This window comes from Cupriavidus taiwanensis, assembly GCF_900250115.1.
GTDB lineage: Bacteria > Pseudomonadota > Gammaproteobacteria > Burkholderiales > Burkholderiaceae > Cupriavidus > Cupriavidus taiwanensis_B.
Window position 1 is genome coordinate 2,754,528 of record NZ_LT984804.1, and the last position, 16,224, is coordinate 2,770,751.

Genomic DNA, 16,224 nt, shown 5'->3' on the forward strand with positions numbered 1-16,224 from the left:
GTGGGCCTATCGGCCCGCGTGCCCGCGCAGCCGCGCGGGACTGAGCATCGCCGCGGTCACGCCGTGGTCGGCGACATGCGCCGGCAACGGCCGGCCCTGCGCCAGCGCGGCGCAGGCCTCGCCCATCGCCGCCGAAGTCTGGATGCCATAGCCGCCTTGCGCGGCCACCCAGAAGAATCCTTCCGCCTCGGCATCGAACCCGCCCACCAGGTCGCCGTCGGCGACGAACGAGCGCAATCCGGCCCAGGTCCGCGCGGGGCGGCGGATTGTCAGCGTGGTAGCGGCCTCGATCTGGTGGATGCCCATGGCGATGTCCAGCTCCTCGGGCTGCACGTCGTGCGGCGGCACCGGATCGGCGTTGGCCGGCGAGCCGAGCAGCATGCCGGCATCGGGCTTGACGTACCAGGTCTCGTCGAAGCCATAGAACATCGGCCAGCGCGACACATCGATCCCTTCGGGTGGGGCAAAGACGAAGGCCGAACGCCGGCATGGCTGCAGGCCCACCGGCGCCACGCCCGCGCGCGCCGCCACCACGTCGCACCACGCGCCCGCCGCGTTGACCAGCACCGGCGCGCGGTAAATGTCGGCGCCGGCATGGACGTGCCACAGTCCGTCGCGCCGCTCGATCGCCCCGGCCTCGGCGCCGCAGGCGATCACGCCGCCATGATGGCGCACGCCGCGCAGATAGCCCTGGTGCAGGGCGTGCACGTCCATGTCGGCGGCATCGGGCTCCAGCACCGCGCCCAGCACCAGTTCCGGCCGCAGCACCGGCACCAGCGCGCATGCGCCGGCCTGGTCCAGCCGCTGCGCCCGTGCGCCCATCCCGGCCAGCACCTGCCAGTGCGCGTCGAGCTGGTCCTGTTCGCCCGGGCGCGCCAGCATCATGGCGCCGCGCGGCGACAGCACGGGATGATCGGCAAACCCCGCGGGCGGGGCGTCGAGGAAGGCGCGGCTGGCCATGGTCAGGCCGCGCACCTGCGGCGTGCCGTAGCTTTCGAGGTAGAGCGCCGCCGAACGGCCGGTGGCGTGATAGCCCGGCTGCGCCTCGCGCTCGAGCACGATCACGCTGCCCGCGCGCGCCAGCCAGTACGCCACCGAGGCCCCGGCGATGCCGGCGCCGATGACGAGGTAGTCAGCCGAAAACTGCTTGCCGCCGGCCGGAGCCGGATCGCTGTGGACCATTGCCGTGCGCCTCCCGTGTCATGCGAACTGGCGGGCAATGTAGCGTAAACCGGGCGCGATCCGCGCCGGGTCCGCGCCGGGTCCGGGGCGGCGTCTCAGCCGCGGTGCGCCAGTTCGAGCGCGAACACCAGCCGCTGCAGGAAGTTCTCGATGCGCCCGTCCGGATTGACGAAGGCACAGCCGAAGTGGTGGATGGCACTGTCGTCGTGGCCCACCAGCCAGTGGCCGACCACCTGCATGTCCAGCTCCAGCTTGCCCAGCTCACGGAAGTCGAGCCGGCACTTCGCCACCGTGGTGCCGACCGGCAGGTGGTCGGCGGTGACGGTCCTGGAGCGCAGGCCCACGCCGGACAGCGACAGGTCGGCGATATCGAGGCCGAGCACGGTCTTGTCCGGCAACGGCATCTCGCAGCGGTAGCCCTTGGTCACCAGCGTGCGGGCGCGGAAATGGCGGCGGCGCTGGAAGTGATAGAGCATTTCCGGAAACTCGACCACGAAGGCGGGACCATCTTCATAGCGCGTGGCGGCCGGCTGGCCCACCACGAAGTTGACCGGCACGCCGCGCAGCAGCCCTGAGAACGCGTTCTCGTCGGATGTCATCAGCGACATCCGTTCGGGCTCGGCGTTGCACCAGTCGAAGACGAAGGTGCGGTTGACCGGGTCGACATGCAGGATCGAGGTGACGAACTGGTGCGCGTTGCGGGTGCGCACGCTCAGCATGCACTTCTGCCACGCCAGGTCGCGCAGCACCGTGCCGATCTGCGAATTGTGGGTCAGTCGATAGCGCTCGTCCGCCGGCTCGGCTTCGGCGTCGGGATCGGCGCCAGGATCGGCTGGCCCGGGGGCGTCGTGCTGGTTCATAGATTCACGCAACTTCTGGAGGGGGCTGGTAGCGACCATTCAATGGACAGCCGCGGTCCAGCCGGGAGCCCGTCGGCGGCACCGGCCCGCCGGCCGCGCGCGCATGTTAAGCGCCTGCACCATAGGCCGGCAAGACCGATGCTCTCACTTCGGCAAATCTGTGGCAGAACTTGAGGACAGACTTCCGGGGGGTAGCGCTGGCGCGGCTTTCAGGCCTGCTGCGGCGCGAGCGTGGCCTGCGCGCATTCGCGCAGCCATGCCAGCAGGGCCAGCCGGCGCGTATCGTGCTCGAACGGCGCCGGCGACAGCAGGTGGTAGGCCGAGCCGTCGGCCGCAAAGCCGAACGGCGCTGCCAGCCGGGCGTCGGCGATCTCGTCGGCGGCCATCAGCTGCGAAGCCATGGCCCAGCCCAGGCCCGCCGCCGCGGCCTGCAGGCTCAGATAGAAATGCTCGTACCAGGCGTCGCCGTCCAGGCGCAAACGGGCCGCATCATCGGGGCACGCCCCCTGCCAGCGCTGCCAGGCCTCGGGCCGCGTGCGCGTATGCAACCGCACCGGCGCCACCGCGGCACCCTCGGCCGCCTGGGGCCGGCACACCGGGCCCACGCGTTCCTGCACCACCTCGCGCGCATGCCAGCGCGCATCGAAGGCAAAGTCGTTGCGCCGCAGCGCCAGGTCGGCACCGCTGCGCGCAAAGTCGATCGGCCCGCCCGCCGCCATCAGATGCAGCGGAATGTCGGGATGGCGCGCGGCAAAGCGCGGCAGCCGCGGGATCAGCCAGCGCATGGCGATGGTCGGCTCGCACGACAGCACCAGCGCCCGTCCCGGCGGCTGCGTGCGGATGCGCGCGGCCGCGGCGGCCAGCCCCTCCATCGACTGCGTCGCCGCTGCGAACAGCGCGCGCCCGGCCTCGGTCAGGAAGACGCCGCGGTTGCGCCGCTCGAACAGCGCCACGCCGAGCGTGTCCTCGAGCTGGCGGATCTGCCGGCTGACCGCGCCATGGGTCAGGTGCAGCTCCTCCGCCGCGCGGGCAAAGCTCTCGTGGCGCGCCGCCGCCTCGAAGAATCGGATCCATCCCAGCCAGTGCATCGGTCAGTTTTTCTCACGGAACCGCGCGAGTATATATCGGTTGTTGACGCGCCTTTCGGCTCGCAGAATTGGGTACGCTTTGGTCCCGCGAGCCGGGACCGGCCAGAAAACACAACATAATCTGACCGAAATATGCCCCCTCTCGCTGAATCCCTGGCAGTCGCCACGGTGACCGTGCTGGCCGTGATCAGTCCCGGCCCAGACTTCGCCATGGTCACCCGCAACAGCTATCTGCACGGCCGCCGTGCCGGCCTGCTCAGTGCGCTCGGCATCGCCCTGGGCGTGCAGGTCCATGTGCTCTATACGATGTTCGGGGTCTCGCTGCTGATGGCGCACGCGCATGGCGTGCTGACGGTGGTGAAGGCGCTGGGCGCGGCCTACCTGGTCTGGATCGGCCTGCAGACGCTGCGCAAGCGGGACGCGCCGACGCTGGACCTGGACCGCGGCCGCGCGCTGGCTCCGCTGGCCGCGCTGCGCATGGGCTTCCTGACCAATGCGTTGAACCCGAAGACCACGCTGTTCGTCGTCAGCACTTACACGCAGGTGCTCGACGCCCATACCCCGGCACCGGTGCAGTGGGCCTACGGCGGGTTCATGTCAGTGGCGCACCTGGCGTGGTTCGGCGTGGTGGCGTGGGTGTTCACCGCGCCGGCGCTGCGCGCGGCCATGCTGCGGCGCCAGCGGTTGCTGGACCGTGCCATCGGCTCTGCCTTGTGCGGACTGGGCGTGGCGCTGGGCTTCAGCAACCTGGCGTAGGCTCTGGCGCAGTTAGCGGCCAGGCCTGGCGCAGCAGGTGTTGCGGGCCGTGCGGACCGAGCCGGCTTTCGAACAACACCAGCCGCGCGACACGCCACGGCGCGCTGGCCAGCGTGCGGTGCGCATCAAGCCAGGCGCGCAGCGCGCCCTCGGGCACGATCGGCTTGCAGCGGGCCAGGGTCACGTGGGGATGGAAGCGCCGCCGCTCCGGCGGGAAGCCGGCGGCCTGCGCCAGCGCCTGCCCGACTTCGGCGTGCAAGGCGCGCAGCGTGTCCAGTCCCGGACCGGGCGCGAGCCCGGCCCACAGCACCGAGCCCGGGCCACTGCGGAAGCGCCCGGTGCCATACGTCTGCAGCGTGAACGCGGGAGTGCGCAACGCCGCGAGCGCGGCATCGAGCAGGTCGGCAGCCGGTGCGGCCTCGCCCAGGCCTTCGCCGAGGAAGTGCAGGGTCAGGTGGACCTGCGCGGGCGTCGCGGCGCGCACGCCGGGCGCGGGAGGAAGTGTGGACAGCAGCCCCGCCGCCTGTGCGGGCGGCACCTCCACCGCGATGAACAGGCGTGCCATCGCTACGCGGCCGCTTCAGCCCGTCATGGCGGCGATGCCCTCGCGCCGCAGCAAGGCGCGCTTGCGCTCGATGCCGCCGGCGTACCCGGTCAGCGCGCCGGCGCTGCCCAGCACACGATGGCAGGGCACGATCACCGACAGCGGGTTGCGGCCGACCGCGCCGCCTACCGCGCGCGCATGCGTCGGCGGCAGCCCAAGCGTGCGCGCCAGTTCGCCATAGGAAGCGGTGGCGCCGCACGGAATGTCCAGCAGCGCCTGCCACACCCGCTGCTGGAACGGGCTGCCGGCAAAGCGCACCGGCACGGTAAAGGTGTCGCGGCGGCCGGCGAAATACTCGGCCAGCTCCGTGGCGGCGCGGTCCAGCACCGCGGCGTCGGCAGCAGGCACGTCGCGGCTGTCGGCAATGCCGGCGGGATGGTACTTCTGCCCCGCGAAGAAGAGGCCGGTCAGGTGCCCGTCGCGCGCACGCAGCAGCACGGTGCCCAGCGGGCTGTCGATATGGCGATAGCTGGTCATGGGATGGTCTCCGCTTGCGCCGCGGCGGGCGGCGTGTCCTTCATCGCTTCGTAGCGATGCCACAGATGGATCGCGGCGTAGGCCCGCCACGGCGCCCATTGCGCGGTGCGTTCGTGCACCGCGCGCGCGGTGCTGACGCCCAGCACCTTGCGCAGCGCATAGTCGGTGCCGGGAAAGGCATCGGGCCAGCCCAGCGCGCGCATGGCGACATACTGCGCGGTCCAGTCGCCGATGCCGTCGATCTCGCGCAACGCCGCCACCGCCTGCTCCGGCGCTGTGTGGGGGTCGAGCACCAGCGTGCCGTCGGCCACGCGGCGGGACAGCGCCTGCAGCGTGCGGGCCTTGCCCGGCGACACCCCGGCCTCGCCCAGCGCAGCCTGAGGCAATGCCGCCAGCGCGGCGGCGTTCGGGAAGGTGTAACGCAGGCCCTCCGGCGCCGCCCCGTCCAGCGCCGGCCCCGCGCGCTGCGCCAGCGCGGCCAGGATGCGCCGCGCCTGCGCCACCGAAATCACCTGCCCCACCACCGCGCGCACCGCGATCTCGAAGCCATCGACGCAGCCGGGCAGGCGCACGCCCGGCATCGCTTCGGCCAGTTCGCCCAGGTGCCGGTCCACCACGTCGGGACGGCAGCCCAGGTCGCACAGCCGGCGCACCCGGCCCAGCGCTTGCGGAATCACACGCGCGAGCGACGCCGACAGCGTCACGCGCAACACCAGCCGGCGCGGCACATGATCGATGCGCACCCAGCCGAGATGGGCGGTGCCGCCGGACTCCACGCGCAAGGTGCGCAGGTAGGCGCCGTCGCGGATGGCCTCGATGCCGTCGACCGCGCGCGTGGCGAGGAAACGCAGCCACGCTTCCCAGGCGAACGGCGGGCGGTAGCCAAGCTCGAACACCAGCTGGTCGGCCACGCCCTCGGCGGCACGCCGGCGCAGCGCCAGCGGCGTCAGGCCGTAGCGGGTCTTCAGCACATCGTTGAAGCGGCGCACGCTGCCGAAGCCCGCCGCCAGCGCCACGTCCGTCACCGGCAGCGCGGTGTCGGCCAGCAGCCGCTTGGCCAGCAGCAGCCGCTGGGTCTGCGCGTACTCCAGCACCGATACGCCGAACTGCGCATCGAACAGCCGCCGCAGGTGGCGCTCGGTCACGCCGATACGCGCCGCCAGCGCGGCCACGCTGCCGTCGGCCATGAAGCCTTCGTCGATCAGCGTGGCGGCAGCCTGCGCCAGCCGGCCGGAAATATCGGCCAGGCCATGCCCCGGCGCCAGTTCCGGGCGGCAGCGCAGGCACGGGCGGAAGCCATGCTTCTCGGCCGCGGCGGCGCTTTCATAGAACGAGCAGTTCTCGCGCTTGGGGGTGCGTACCGCGCACACGGGCCGGCAGTACACGCCCGTCGACGAGACGCCCACGAAGAAGCGCCCGTCGAAGCGGCGGTCGTGCGAGGCCACCGCCTTGTAGCAGGTATCGGGATCCAGGTTCATGACGGCATGCTACCGCCAGATGCCGGCGCGCATCGGCTGGTTTCGGACATTTCCCTCTGGCGCGCGGGGATCGGTTGGGGCACAGTTGCCCTGCTCTTATCCTTGCCATCGGAGAATTCATGCGCCGCACCGCCCTGCACCTGTCACTGCTCGCCACGCTGGCCTGCCCGCTGGCGCTGGCGCAGCCTTCGGCAGCGCCGGTGCGGGCGGTGCAGGCGGTGCAGGTGGCGACAGTCGAAGGCATTACCGAACACCGCCTGCCCAACGGCCTGCGCATCGTGCTGGCACCCGATGCCGCCAAGCCCACCACCACCGTCAACATTACCTACCTGGTCGGCAGCCGCCACGAAAACTACGGCGAGACCGGCATGGCCCACCTGCTCGAGCACCTGCTGTTCAAGGGCACGCCGTCGCTGCCGGGCAAGACCATCCCGGGCGAGTTCGCGCGGCGCGGCATGAGCGTGAATGGCACCACCGCGCAGGACCGCACCAACTACTTCGAGACCTTCACCGCCAGCGACGACAACCTCGACTGGGCGCTGCGCATGGAGGCCGACCGCATGGTCAACAGCGTGATCGCGCGCGCCGACCTCGACAGCGAGATGACGGTGGTGCGCAACGAGATGGAAATGGGCGAGAACAGCCCCGGACGCATGCTGATGCAGCAGACCATGGCCGCCGCCTACCGCTGGCACAACTACGGCAAGGCCCCGATCGGCGCGCGCAGCGACGTGGAGAACGTCAGCCTCGACAACCTGCGCGCCTTCTACCGCCGCTACTACCAGCCCGACACCGCGGTGCTGGTGGTGGCGGGCAAGTTCGATCCCGCCGCCACGCTGGCCCGCATCGAGCGTTACTTCGGGCCGATTCCGCGCCCGCAGCGCGTCCTGCCGCCGGAACCCACGGTCGAGCCCGCGCAGGAAGGCGCGCGCGAGCTGGTAGTGATGCGCCCCGGCGACACCCGCCTGGTGGCCGCGCAATATCATGTCAGCCCCGGCGCGCACCCCGACACCACCGCGCTGTCGCTGCTGACCATCATCCTGGGCGACACCCCCGGCGGGCGGCTGTACAAGGCGCTGGTCGAGCGCGGCCAGGCGGCGTCGATCGGCAGCGCGTTCTATGCGATGAAGGATCCGGGCGCGCTGCTGTTCATGGCACAGGCCTCGAAAGACCAGTCGCTCGCGGCCGCGCGCGCCGGGCTGATCACGCAGATCGAGGGCTTTGCCGAAGCGCCCGTGACCGAGGCCGAGCTGGAGCGCGCGCGCGTGCGCATGCGCAATGCCTACGAGCAGTACATGAACGATCCCGGCGCACTGGGGATTGCGCTGTCCGAAGCCATCGCCAAGGGCGACTGGCGCCTGTTCTTCCTGGCGCGCGACCGCATCGAGACCACCACGCTGGCCGATGTGCAGCGCGTGGCGCTGAACTACTTCCAGGCCTCGAACCGCACCCTGGGCATATTCCTGCCGGCCGAGCAGCCGCAGCGCGCGCAGGTGCCGGCGGTGCCCGACATCGCGGCGATGGTCAATGGCTACCAGGGTAGGCCGGCGCTGGCCGCGGTGGCGGCATTCGATCCCAGTCCCGCCAATATCGAAGCCCATACCACCCGCCACACGCTCGCCAACGGCATGCAGCTGGCGCTGCTGCCCAAGCCCGCGCGCGGTGAAGTGGTGCACGGCGTGCTGGTGCTGCGCATGGGCGATGCGCAGAGCCTGCAGGGGCTGACCACGGTGGGTGCGCTGACCGCCGCGATGCTTCGCCGCGGCAGCGCCGGCATGGACCGCCAGCAGATCGCCGACCGCATCGAGGCCCTGCGCGCGCGGGTCGGCATTGCGGGCGGCCCGGAGCAGGTGACGGTCAGTTTCGAGACGCGCCGCGCGCACCTGCCGGAGGTGCTGGCGCTGTTGCGCGACCTGCTGCGCGCGCCGACCTTTCCCGAGGCCGAGTTCGAGACCCTGCGCCAGACCAGCATCGCCGAACTCGAAAGCGTGCAGCGCGAACCCGGCGTGCTGGCCTCCAATGCGCTCGGCCGGCACGGCGACCCCTACCCCGCGGGCGATCCCCGCCATGCGCGCACCATCGGCGAGAATATCGCCGACCTGCGCGCGGCCACGCTGGCGCAGGTGCGCGACTTCCATGCCCGCTTCTACGGCGCGGGGGATGCGCAGCTGAGCCTGGTCGGCGATTTCGACGGCGCGGCTGCCGTGGCGCAGGCCGCGGCCTGGTTTGGCGACTGGACCGCGCCGCAGCCGTATGCTCGCGTCGACCGTCCGTTCGTGCCGATCCCGCCCGCCGAGTTCACCCTTCCCACGCCCGGCAAGGCCAACGCCGTGTACCTGGCCACCGCCCCGATCGACCTGACCAACGATGCGCCCGACTATGCGCTGATGATGATTGCCAACCGCGTGCTGGGCGGCGCCAGCCTGCGCAGCCGGCTGGCGGACCGGCTGCGTCAGCGCGACGGCGTGAGTTACGGCGCGTACAGCTGGGTGCAGGTGGGCGCGCTCGACCGCGCCGGCCGCTTCGGCGTGCGCGCACAGTACGCGCCGCAGAGCCTGGCGCGGGTGCAGCGCGCCGTCAGCGACGAACTGGAACGGCTGGTGTGCGACGGCATCAGCGCGCAGGAACTGGCCGAGGCCGTCAGCGGCCTGCTGCAGCAGGGCATGGTCAGCCGCAGCAACGACGCCGCGCTGGCCGGCACGCTGGCCACCCAGCTCTACCTGCGCCGCACCATGGCCTTTACCGCGGAACTCGAACAACGCCTGCGCGACGCCACTCCTGAGGCGGTCAACGGCGCCATCCGGCGCTACATGCAGCCTGCCACGCTGTCACGCGCCTATGCCGGCGACTTCGCCGGGGCGGCGGCAGGCACGCCCGCCAGCACGGCGACCGGCTCGAGCGCCGGCAACGAAGCCGGCAGCAACGACGCCGCAGACAGGCCGCCCGCGCGCCTCTGACATGCGCCTGACATAGATCTGCAACCATACTCGCCGGGCGGTGGCGCCATCCGCGAGCGCAGGCAACGCGGCGCCAGGGCCTTGCCCCGACCCCGGGTTGACTGTATATTCGTACAGTATAAGTCGATACAAGAGGTGTGGATGTCAATCGTGCGAGCTGGCAGCAAGGCAGAAGCGCTCAGGCTTCTGTCCTCGGAAGGCGTGCTGGCGCTTGAGCTGGACTACGAGACCGGCTGGCAGGACGCCGTCGAACTCGGCAGGCTCGGAGAAAAGCGCGGTATCAAGGTGCAGTACCGCGGACAAGAAAGCATCGCCGTCCGTTCCCGCGAAGCCCTGATCGAAGGGCTGGCCAAACCCAAGGCCACATTCCGTCAACGCAATCTCTATTGCCAGTTCGATCTCGGCACGCTGGCGGACCATGAACTGCTCGACCTCGAAGCCAAGGCCACGCGGCTCGGGGACTATATTCTCGCCGGCCACCTGCTGCGCGAGGTGGATGGAGTGTGGCCGCAATAAGCGGCCTGCGTTCACCAGAAAATAAAGAAGCCGCCCTGCGGGCGGCTTCGATTACGTTACGTTGCGCCGGTCATGCCGATCAATGCCAGACCCGCGTCGCGTTGGCCCAGCGCGCCGCGCTTGACTGCGCCACCGGCGCGTCGATGAGCGCGTTGGCGGCATCGTCCGCCGGCGCCGCCGCGGCGGCCTCCAGCGCGGTGCGCCACAGCACCGCCGACACCAGCGTCTTGCACTGGCGGCGCTCGCCATGCGCCAGCGCCAGCAGGCGCTCATAGCCGTCGATCACGATCAGGCGGTCGCCATGGCGCGGCTGCAGCGTGAGCGTGAACAGGTGGTCGCACTCGCATTGCATGCGGCCGCCGCTGACCGCCACCACGATGGCGCCGGGCAACGCGACGCCGCTGCCCTGCACCTCGGCGCGCAGCCGCGCCAGGTGCCCCTGCACGCGCGGGTCCGGGGTGGCGCCGGCGCTGGGCGCCAGCTGTGCCGGCAGCGCGGAGAGTGCCATCAGCTCGGCGGGCGACACCGCCAGCGTGTACGCCTGCAGCGTCGGGCGATAAGTCGCCACCACCGCGCGCAGCCGGTGCGGCGCGCTGTCATCATGTCCGGCCTGCGGCGCACCGTCGCGCCCGCGGTATTGCATCGTGTCCATGTCGACTCCTGCCACGCGGGCGGTTCGGGGTCAGTCGCGCAGCAGGTGCTTGGCGATGATCATCTGCTGGATCTGCGTGGTGCCCTCGTACAGGCGCAGCAGGCGCACATCGCGGTAGAAGCGTTCGGCCTTGTATTCGGCGATATAGCCGGCGCCGCCATGGATCTGCACCGCGCGGTCGGCGACGCGGCCGACCATCTCGGTACAGAACATCTTGGTGCAGGAGGCCAGCATGCTGACTTCCGGATCGCTCTTGCCGGCGGGCTTGGCGTCATAGCGCTGGGCGCAGTCGCGCACCATCGACAGGCCCGCGTAGAGCTCGGCCTGGCTGTCGGCCAGCATCGCCTGGATCAGCTGGAAGTCGCCGATCGGGCGGCCGAACTGCTTGCGCTCCCTGGCGTACGCCACGGCATCGGTGATCAGCCGGTGCGCCATGCCGCAGGCCAGCGCCGACAGGTGCAGGCGGCCGCGGTCCAGCACCTTCATGGCGGTCTTGAAGCCCACGCCCGGCACGCCGCCGATGATGTTGGCGGCCGGCACGCGCACGTTTTCCAGCACCACGTCGCAGGTCTTGGTGCCGCGCTGGCCCATCTTCTTGTCGGGCTTGCCCAGCGAGATGCCCGGGGTGTCGGCCGGCACGATGAACGACGAGATGCCGGCGGCGCCCGGGCCGCCGGTGCGCGCCATCAGCGTAAAGGCGCCCGCGCGCGGCGCATTGGTGATGAAGCGCTTGGTGCCATTGATGACGTAGTGGTCGCCGTCCAGTTCCGCCCTGGTCTGCAGCGAGGCCGCATCCGAACCTGCGTTGGGCTCGGTCAGCGCGAACGAGATGATCATCTCGCCGCTGGCGATGCGCGGCAGGTACTGCTGCTTCTGTTCCTCGGTGCCATCCATCAGGATGCCCTGCGAGCCGATGCCGACGTTGGTGCCGAAGACCGAGCGAAAAGCGAACGCGGTATGGCCGAGGTCGTAGACCACATCGCATTCCTGCGACATCGACAGGCCGATGCCGCCGTAGTTCTCGGGGATGGAGATGCCGAACAGCCCCATCTCCTTCATGTCGGCGACGATGTCGGCGGGCACGTCGTCGGTTTCCTCCAGCGTGTCTTCGGCGGGCTTCAGGCGTTCGTCGATGAAGCGCTGCACCGAGGCGCGCAGCAGGGCAAAGGATTCTTGGTCTAGGGCCATGGTGATTCTCCGGTCAAGCCAGTATGTCAGTCTGGCCGCCTATGGTACGCCGGTGGCGCGTTTTGACAATCCATTGGATCTTGGACAGAAGCGTCAGCGAAATTTGACAATCCGCACCCCGGCCCTCACGTGACGGACAGCAAGCCCGTCATGCCGATGCCCAGCGCCGCCAGCGCATCGCCCGCAATCAGCCCCCCGCCAAGCAGCGACGCAGTGTTCATGTCGCGCGGCAAGCCTTGCCGGCGTGCCCCGCGCGCGCCGGCCACCGCGCCCAGGCTGGCCAGCACACCGCCCGCCGCCATCCATGCCGCCGCCGCCAGGTTGACGAAGCCGCCGAACGACGACGCATAGGGCGAAGGCAGAAGCACGGCATCGAGCATGAAATCCGCCGCCTGCCCGCGCCGTCCGGAGCGCGCAAAGCGCTGCCACGCGGGATGGCCGAGGATGGCGCGGCGCAGCAGCGCCGTGGCCAGCCCGATTACCAGCCCCGCCGCGACCGCCAGGTACTGGCCGGCACGGTCCTGCGACAGGCCATGGAGCACCCCCACGATCTTGTAGGTCATGGCCGAGGTCCAGCGCGCCGGCTGCTGCTCCGCCGGCAGGCTGGTCTGGTCCAGCGCCAGCACCGGATAGGCCTGCAGGAACAGCCGCGCCATCGCCACCGCGACCAGTGCGCCGACCACGATGCCCGCCACCTGGTAGCCGAACTGCACCATGCGGTCGCTGCCCAGGCGCCAGCCGGTGGAGCGGTCCTGCTGCATGTCGCTCGCTTCGGCCGTGGCCACCAATAGCACCGTGGCGGCGATCAGCCCGACCTGCGGCGCGCGCAGGCCGGCGGCCGCCATCAGGATCACCGACAGCACGAACGCCGATGAAATCGGATTCTGGTCGACCATGCCGACCGAGATGCCGTTGACCAGCGCGAACACCAGCGCCAGCAGCACGGCAATCAGCTGGAACGCCAGCGGCTGCCCGAACCACATCACGCCCGCCGCCACCGTGGCCACCGCCCACAGCAGCGCCCAGGCCGCCACCCAGCCCATGGCCGGCCCGCGCCGCGGCGCGTTCGCGTGCGGCTGGCGCCGCCCCCGCCAGCGCCGCCAGGCCTGCGCCAGCAACTGCGCCAGGTCGACCACGGCCGCGCCCATGATCATGCCCAGCGCCACCAGGAAGGTGGCCTTGCGGTACGGCTCGCCCGGCGCGAGCCAGCCGGCGTCGACGAACCACGGCGTCATGGCCCAGCCCGCCAGCCCGCCCACCAGCGCGGCAACGCCCACGCGCGCGCCGACGATCATGCCCGCGCCGAAGGTTGCCGCCGACAGGTCCAGCGCAGCCAGCCACGGCACGCGCCCGGCTCCCAGCCCGCTGGCCAGGCCCAGCGCCATGCCGCCGCCAAGCCGCGCCACCGAGCGCCGCAACAGCGTCGGATCGGTCAGCGCGCGCAGGATGTTGGCCACCGCCAGCCCCGAGGGAAAGGTCAGCTGCATGCGGTCCACCAGCAGCGGCGTGTACAGCATGCCCACGCCCACCCCGAACATGCCGATGCACAGCAGGTACAGCACCAGCTGCCACAGCGGCGGCTGGGCCATGCCCAGCCACGCCATCGCCTGCAGCACCACCGCCATGCCGCCCATGCCCGCCACCGACGCCGCCGCGGTCTGGATGTAGTTGGCGCCATGGCGGCCGGACGCACCATAGCCGGCCGTCACCACCGAGCCCAGGATGCCCGCCAGCACCTGCCCGCCGACAAAGAAGCCCAGCGAGAAATTCATGTACGCCGCGGCGACCCCGCCCAGCGGACCCAGCACCAGCATGCCGGCCGCGCCCAGCAGCAGGTGGTATTGCCAGCTGCCTGGCGATGGCAGCCAGGCCGCGCGCGGCGCGGCATCGGTCGGCAGGATGGGCATGGCGCGGCGCTTGGAGCGAAACAGTGTGCCTGCTGCGAAGCATAGGCGACGACCGGGGCCGCGGTGGCTGCGGCGGCTGTGCGTGGCCGCAGGCACGGCGCCGTCCGACGGGGTTTACACTAGTTTCGTGCGCAACCATATCGCCGATATAGTTGCGCACACAACTACATGAGCAAGCCCATGCCACATCTCCACGCACCTCAACTGCCGGTGCCGCCCGCGCCACCACCCGAATCCTCCCGCCCCTGGCCGCAGCGCATCCCCGTGCTGATCGCCGGCGGCGGCCCGGTTGGCCTGACCCTGGCCGCGCTGCTGGCGCGCCAGGGCATCGCCGCGCTGGTGGTCGAAGCCGACCATGGTTACTGCGCCGGCAGCCGCGCGATCTGCATGGCGCGGCGCTCGCTGGAAATCCTGGGGTGGGCGGGCGCCGACCGGGCCACCGTCGCCACCGGCCTGCCCTGGGTCGGCGGGCGCAGCTACTACCGTGACACGCAAGTGCTGCACTTCCACATGTCGAGCGAGCCGGGCGAGCGCTTTGCGCCGATGGTCAATATCCAGCAGTACTACCTGGAAGCCTTCGCCCACGATGCCGCGCTGCGCGGCGCGGTGCCCGCCGACGTGCGCTTCGGTGCGCGCCTGCGGGCGCTGCGCCAGCACCCCGGCGGCGTGGTGGCCGAGATCGAGACCGGCGACGGCGCGGTGGAAGTCGATGCGCAATGGCTGGTGGCTTGCGACGGCGGCCGCAGCACGGTGCGCGAGCAGCTTGGCCTGCGCATGGAAGGCACGCAGTACGAAGGCCGCTACGTGATCGTCGATATCGTGCAGCAGACGCGGCGCGAAGTGGAGCGGCTGGCCTGGTTCGATCCGCCCTCCAATCCCGGCTCGACCCTGCTGATGCACCGGCAGCCCGACGACGTCTGGCGCATCGACTACCAGATCCGCGACGACGAAGACCCCGACGAGGCGGTCAGGCCCGAGAACGTGCTGCCGCGCGTGCAGAGCCACCTCGACATGATCGGCGAGACCGAGCCGTGGCGGCCGCTGTGGATTTCGATGTACAACGCCAAGTGCCTGACCCTGCAGGATTACCGCCATGGCCGCGTGCTGTTCGCCGGCGACGCCGCCCACCTGGTGCCGATCTTTGGCGTGCGCGGGCTCAATTCAGGACTGGACGATGCCGGCAACCTGGCGTGGAAGCTGGCCTGGGTGCTGCGGGGCCAGGCCGGCGACAGCCTGCTCGATTCCTACTCCGCCGAACGCCTGCACGCCACGCGCCAGAACCTTGCCTATGGCGCCAAGAGCACCGAGTTCATGGCGCCGCCCGACTTCGCCTTCAAGCTGATGCGCGAGGCCACGTTGCGGCTGGCGCTGTCCGAGCCGGCGGTGCGCTCGCTGATCAATCCGCGGCAGTCCGCGCCAGTTGCGTATGCCGATTCCCCGCTGAACGGTCCGAGCGACTTCGGCGCCGACTGCCCGCGCGCCGCGCCCGGCGTGCCGGCGCCCGAGATGCGCGTGGACGGCCCGCACGGCATCCGGCATCTGACGCAATGTTTCGGGCAGCGCTTCACGCTGCTCTGGTTCGGCCATGGCGCCGATCGCTCGGCGCTGCCCGAACCGCTGGCCGCGCTCGCGCGGGAACATCCACAAGCGCTGCACGCGTACCAGGTGGTCACCGGCGCCCCGGCCGGCGCCACCGCGCTGGCCGATGTCGACGGCCAGGCCAGCGCCCGCTACGGCGCCCGCCCCGGCACCCTGTACCTGATCCGTCCCGACGGCTACGTGCTGGCACGCTGGCGCGAACCGTCCTGGGAAGCCGTGCGCGCCATCCTCGTCCCCTTGCTGCAAACCGGAGCCCGCCATGCAAGCTGAAAACCTCGACATCGCCTATACCCGGCTGTGCGAAGCCATGGGACGCATCGGCGAGGCCCGCGCGCCGCTGCTGCTGGCGATGGTGTGCCTGGGCCTGATGAGCCGGCAGCAAGCGCTGGCGCCGGTGCTGGCGTTGATCGACGAGGCCGAGGCGCGCAGCCAGCCTTCCGGCACCGGGGACTCTACAATGCCGACGCCCGACCCGGAAACGCCATGAAGCCACTGCCACGCCTCGAACAGTTCCTGACCTACCGCCTGCACCAGGTCAACAAGCTCAGCGACAAGGACAGCGCCGCCGCCTACCTGGCGCAATGCGGGCTGCTGCTCAGCGAGGGCCGCTGCCTGGCGGCGATCGGCGCCTTCGCGCCGTTGTCGGTCAACGCCCTGGCGCAGCGCGCCAACCTGACCAAGGGCCAGGCCAGCCGCTCGGCGCAGGCGCTGGTGGAGCGCGGGCTGGTCAGCAAGGAAGCCAGCGCGGCCGACGGGCGCGGCGTGGTGCTGTCGCTGACCGCGCAGGGCAAGCCGCTGTACCGGCAGGCAATCGCCATGATCGCCAGGCGCAACGGCGAGATCTTCGGTTGCCTGAGCGAGGCCGAACAGGTGTTGCTGGGCAGCCTGCTCGACCGGCTGGTGGCGCACGCCGGCCAGCAGGACGGGGACGGCCCCGCCGGCGACACGGACGCCTGAGCG

Annotated in this window: 15 protein-coding genes; 6 read left to right on the forward strand and 9 right to left on the reverse strand. The window is 70.9% G+C overall.

From position 1 onward, the window contains the following. Positions 1-6 precede the first annotated feature (6 nt). The 3 genes from CBM2586_RS29030 to CBM2586_RS29040 all read right to left on the reverse strand — a co-directional run bounded on the left by CBM2586_RS29030 (position 7) and on the right by CBM2586_RS29040 (position 3,130). Positions 7-1,182, reverse strand: a complete 1,176-nt coding sequence (locus tag CBM2586_RS29030; RefSeq protein WP_115691306.1) for an NAD(P)/FAD-dependent oxidoreductase — start codon at positions 1,180-1,182, stop codon at positions 7-9. A gap of 95 nt (positions 1,183-1,277) precedes the next feature. Further along, entirely contained in the window at positions 1,278-2,042 is a 765-nt protein-coding gene (locus CBM2586_RS29035; protein ID WP_373456965.1) for a flagellar brake protein, read from the reverse strand. Positions 2,043-2,251: 209 nt separating this feature from the next. After that, complete coding sequence (locus tag CBM2586_RS29040; protein ID WP_115691311.1) at positions 2,252-3,130, reverse strand: LysR family transcriptional regulator; 879 nt, start codon at positions 3,128-3,130, stop codon at positions 2,252-2,254. A 132-nt stretch (positions 3,131-3,262) separates the two neighbouring features. Here CBM2586_RS29040 and CBM2586_RS29045 point away from each other — a divergent pair, with 132 nt between their 5' ends. Further along, positions 3,263-3,886, forward strand: coding sequence for a LysE family translocator (locus CBM2586_RS29045; protein ID WP_115665899.1), 624 nt, complete (start codon positions 3,263-3,265; stop codon positions 3,884-3,886). Here CBM2586_RS29045 and thpR read toward each other — a convergent pair. The 3 genes from thpR to CBM2586_RS29060 are packed head-to-tail and all read right to left on the reverse strand — an operon-like array spanning position 3,870 to position 6,445. After that, positions 3,870-4,451, reverse strand: coding sequence for an RNA 2',3'-cyclic phosphodiesterase (thpR, locus tag CBM2586_RS29050; protein ID WP_115691313.1), 582 nt, complete (start codon positions 4,449-4,451; stop codon positions 3,870-3,872). The two genes, CBM2586_RS29045 and thpR, sit on opposite strands and share 17 nt — an antisense overlap. A 15-nt stretch (positions 4,452-4,466) precedes the next feature. After that, complete coding sequence (locus tag CBM2586_RS29055; RefSeq protein ID WP_115665897.1) at positions 4,467-4,967, reverse strand: methylated-DNA--[protein]-cysteine S-methyltransferase; 501 nt, start codon at positions 4,965-4,967, stop codon at positions 4,467-4,469. Continuing rightward, a complete protein-coding gene (locus CBM2586_RS29060) occupies positions 4,964-6,445 on the reverse strand; it encodes a DNA-3-methyladenine glycosylase 2 family protein (protein WP_115691315.1) in 1,482 nt (493 codons plus the stop codon). The genes CBM2586_RS29055 and CBM2586_RS29060 overlap by 4 nt, the downstream gene beginning before the upstream one ends. A gap of 119 nt (positions 6,446-6,564) precedes the next feature. Here CBM2586_RS29060 and CBM2586_RS29065 point away from each other — a divergent pair, with 119 nt between their 5' ends. Then, complete coding sequence (locus CBM2586_RS29065; RefSeq protein ID WP_115691317.1) at positions 6,565-9,402, forward strand: M16 family metallopeptidase; 2,838 nt, start codon at positions 6,565-6,567, stop codon at positions 9,400-9,402. A gap of 141 nt (positions 9,403-9,543) precedes the next feature. Then, positions 9,544-9,918: a PHA-granule associated protein 4 gene (locus CBM2586_RS29070; RefSeq protein ID WP_115665894.1), complete on the forward strand. Its 375-nt coding sequence runs from the start codon at positions 9,544-9,546 to the stop codon at positions 9,916-9,918. Positions 9,919-9,997: 79 nt separating this feature from the next. On the opposite strand, the gene CBM2586_RS29075 is transcribed toward CBM2586_RS29070, so the two are convergent. From CBM2586_RS29075 to CBM2586_RS29085, 3 genes are all read right to left on the reverse strand, one after another. Further along, positions 9,998-10,570 (reverse strand): hypothetical protein, encoded by a 573-nt coding sequence (locus CBM2586_RS29075; RefSeq protein WP_115665893.1) that lies wholly within the window; start codon positions 10,568-10,570, stop codon positions 9,998-10,000. A gap of 30 nt (positions 10,571-10,600) precedes the next feature. Further along, positions 10,601-11,758, reverse strand: coding sequence for an acyl-CoA dehydrogenase family protein (locus CBM2586_RS29080; protein WP_115665892.1), 1,158 nt, complete (start codon positions 11,756-11,758; stop codon positions 10,601-10,603). Positions 11,759-11,883: 125 nt separating this feature from the next. Next, positions 11,884-13,665 carry an OPT/YSL family transporter gene (locus CBM2586_RS29085; RefSeq protein WP_115665891.1) on the reverse strand — a complete coding sequence of 594 codons (1,782 nt, stop codon included), beginning with the start codon at positions 13,663-13,665 and terminating at the stop codon, positions 11,884-11,886. Positions 13,666-13,845: 180 nt separating this feature from the next. Between CBM2586_RS29085 and CBM2586_RS29090 the strand changes: the two genes are divergently transcribed. Genes CBM2586_RS29090 through CBM2586_RS29100 form a run of 3 tightly spaced genes read left to right on the forward strand, consistent with a single transcriptional unit; the run spans position 13,846 to position 16,221 of the window. Beyond that, complete coding sequence (locus CBM2586_RS29090; protein ID WP_115691319.1) at positions 13,846-15,534, forward strand: FAD-dependent oxidoreductase; 1,689 nt, start codon at positions 13,846-13,848, stop codon at positions 15,532-15,534. Further along, complete coding sequence (locus CBM2586_RS29095; RefSeq protein WP_115691321.1) at positions 15,524-15,751, forward strand: hypothetical protein; 228 nt, start codon at positions 15,524-15,526, stop codon at positions 15,749-15,751. Before CBM2586_RS29090 ends, CBM2586_RS29095 begins: the two co-directional genes overlap by 11 nt. Next, complete coding sequence (locus CBM2586_RS29100) at positions 15,748-16,221, forward strand: MarR family winged helix-turn-helix transcriptional regulator (protein ID WP_115665888.1); 474 nt, start codon at positions 15,748-15,750, stop codon at positions 16,219-16,221. Before CBM2586_RS29095 ends, CBM2586_RS29100 begins: the two co-directional genes overlap by 4 nt. Positions 16,222-16,224: the final 3 nt, after the last annotated feature.

What these genes read in the sequence shown, in the direction of transcription:
- CBM2586_RS29030 (WP_115691306.1), bottom strand. Translation starts at nt 1,182, where the DNA reads ATGGTCCACAGCGATCCGGCTCCGGCCGGCGGCAAGCAGTTTTCGGCT.
- CBM2586_RS29035 (WP_373456965.1), bottom strand. Translation starts at nt 2,042, where the DNA reads ATGAACCAGCACGACGCCCCCGGGCCAGCCGATCCTGGCGCCGATCCC.
- CBM2586_RS29040 (WP_115691311.1), bottom strand. Translation starts at nt 3,130, where the DNA reads ATGCACTGGCTGGGATGGATCCGATTCTTCGAGGCGGCGGCGCGCCAC.
- CBM2586_RS29045 (WP_115665899.1), top strand. Translation starts at nt 3,263, where the DNA reads ATGCCCCCTCTCGCTGAATCCCTGGCAGTCGCCACGGTGACCGTGCTG.
- thpR (WP_115691313.1), bottom strand. Translation starts at nt 4,451, where the DNA reads ATGGCACGCCTGTTCATCGCGGTGGAGGTGCCGCCCGCACAGGCGGCG.
- CBM2586_RS29055 (WP_115665897.1), bottom strand. Translation starts at nt 4,967, where the DNA reads ATGACCAGCTATCGCCATATCGACAGCCCGCTGGGCACCGTGCTGCTG.
- CBM2586_RS29060 (WP_115691315.1), bottom strand. Translation starts at nt 6,445, where the DNA reads ATGAACCTGGATCCCGATACCTGCTACAAGGCGGTGGCCTCGCACGAC.
- CBM2586_RS29065 (WP_115691317.1), top strand. Translation starts at nt 6,565, where the DNA reads ATGCGCCGCACCGCCCTGCACCTGTCACTGCTCGCCACGCTGGCCTGC.
- CBM2586_RS29070 (WP_115665894.1), top strand. Translation starts at nt 9,544, where the DNA reads ATGTCAATCGTGCGAGCTGGCAGCAAGGCAGAAGCGCTCAGGCTTCTG.
- CBM2586_RS29075 (WP_115665893.1), bottom strand. Translation starts at nt 10,570, where the DNA reads ATGGACACGATGCAATACCGCGGGCGCGACGGTGCGCCGCAGGCCGGA.
- CBM2586_RS29080 (WP_115665892.1), bottom strand. Translation starts at nt 11,758, where the DNA reads ATGGCCCTAGACCAAGAATCCTTTGCCCTGCTGCGCGCCTCGGTGCAG.
- CBM2586_RS29085 (WP_115665891.1), bottom strand. Translation starts at nt 13,665, where the DNA reads ATGCCCATCCTGCCGACCGATGCCGCGCCGCGCGCGGCCTGGCTGCCA.
- CBM2586_RS29090 (WP_115691319.1), top strand. Translation starts at nt 13,846, where the DNA reads ATGCCACATCTCCACGCACCTCAACTGCCGGTGCCGCCCGCGCCACCA.
- CBM2586_RS29095 (WP_115691321.1), top strand. Translation starts at nt 15,524, where the DNA reads ATGCAAGCTGAAAACCTCGACATCGCCTATACCCGGCTGTGCGAAGCC.
- CBM2586_RS29100 (WP_115665888.1), top strand. Translation starts at nt 15,748, where the DNA reads ATGAAGCCACTGCCACGCCTCGAACAGTTCCTGACCTACCGCCTGCAC.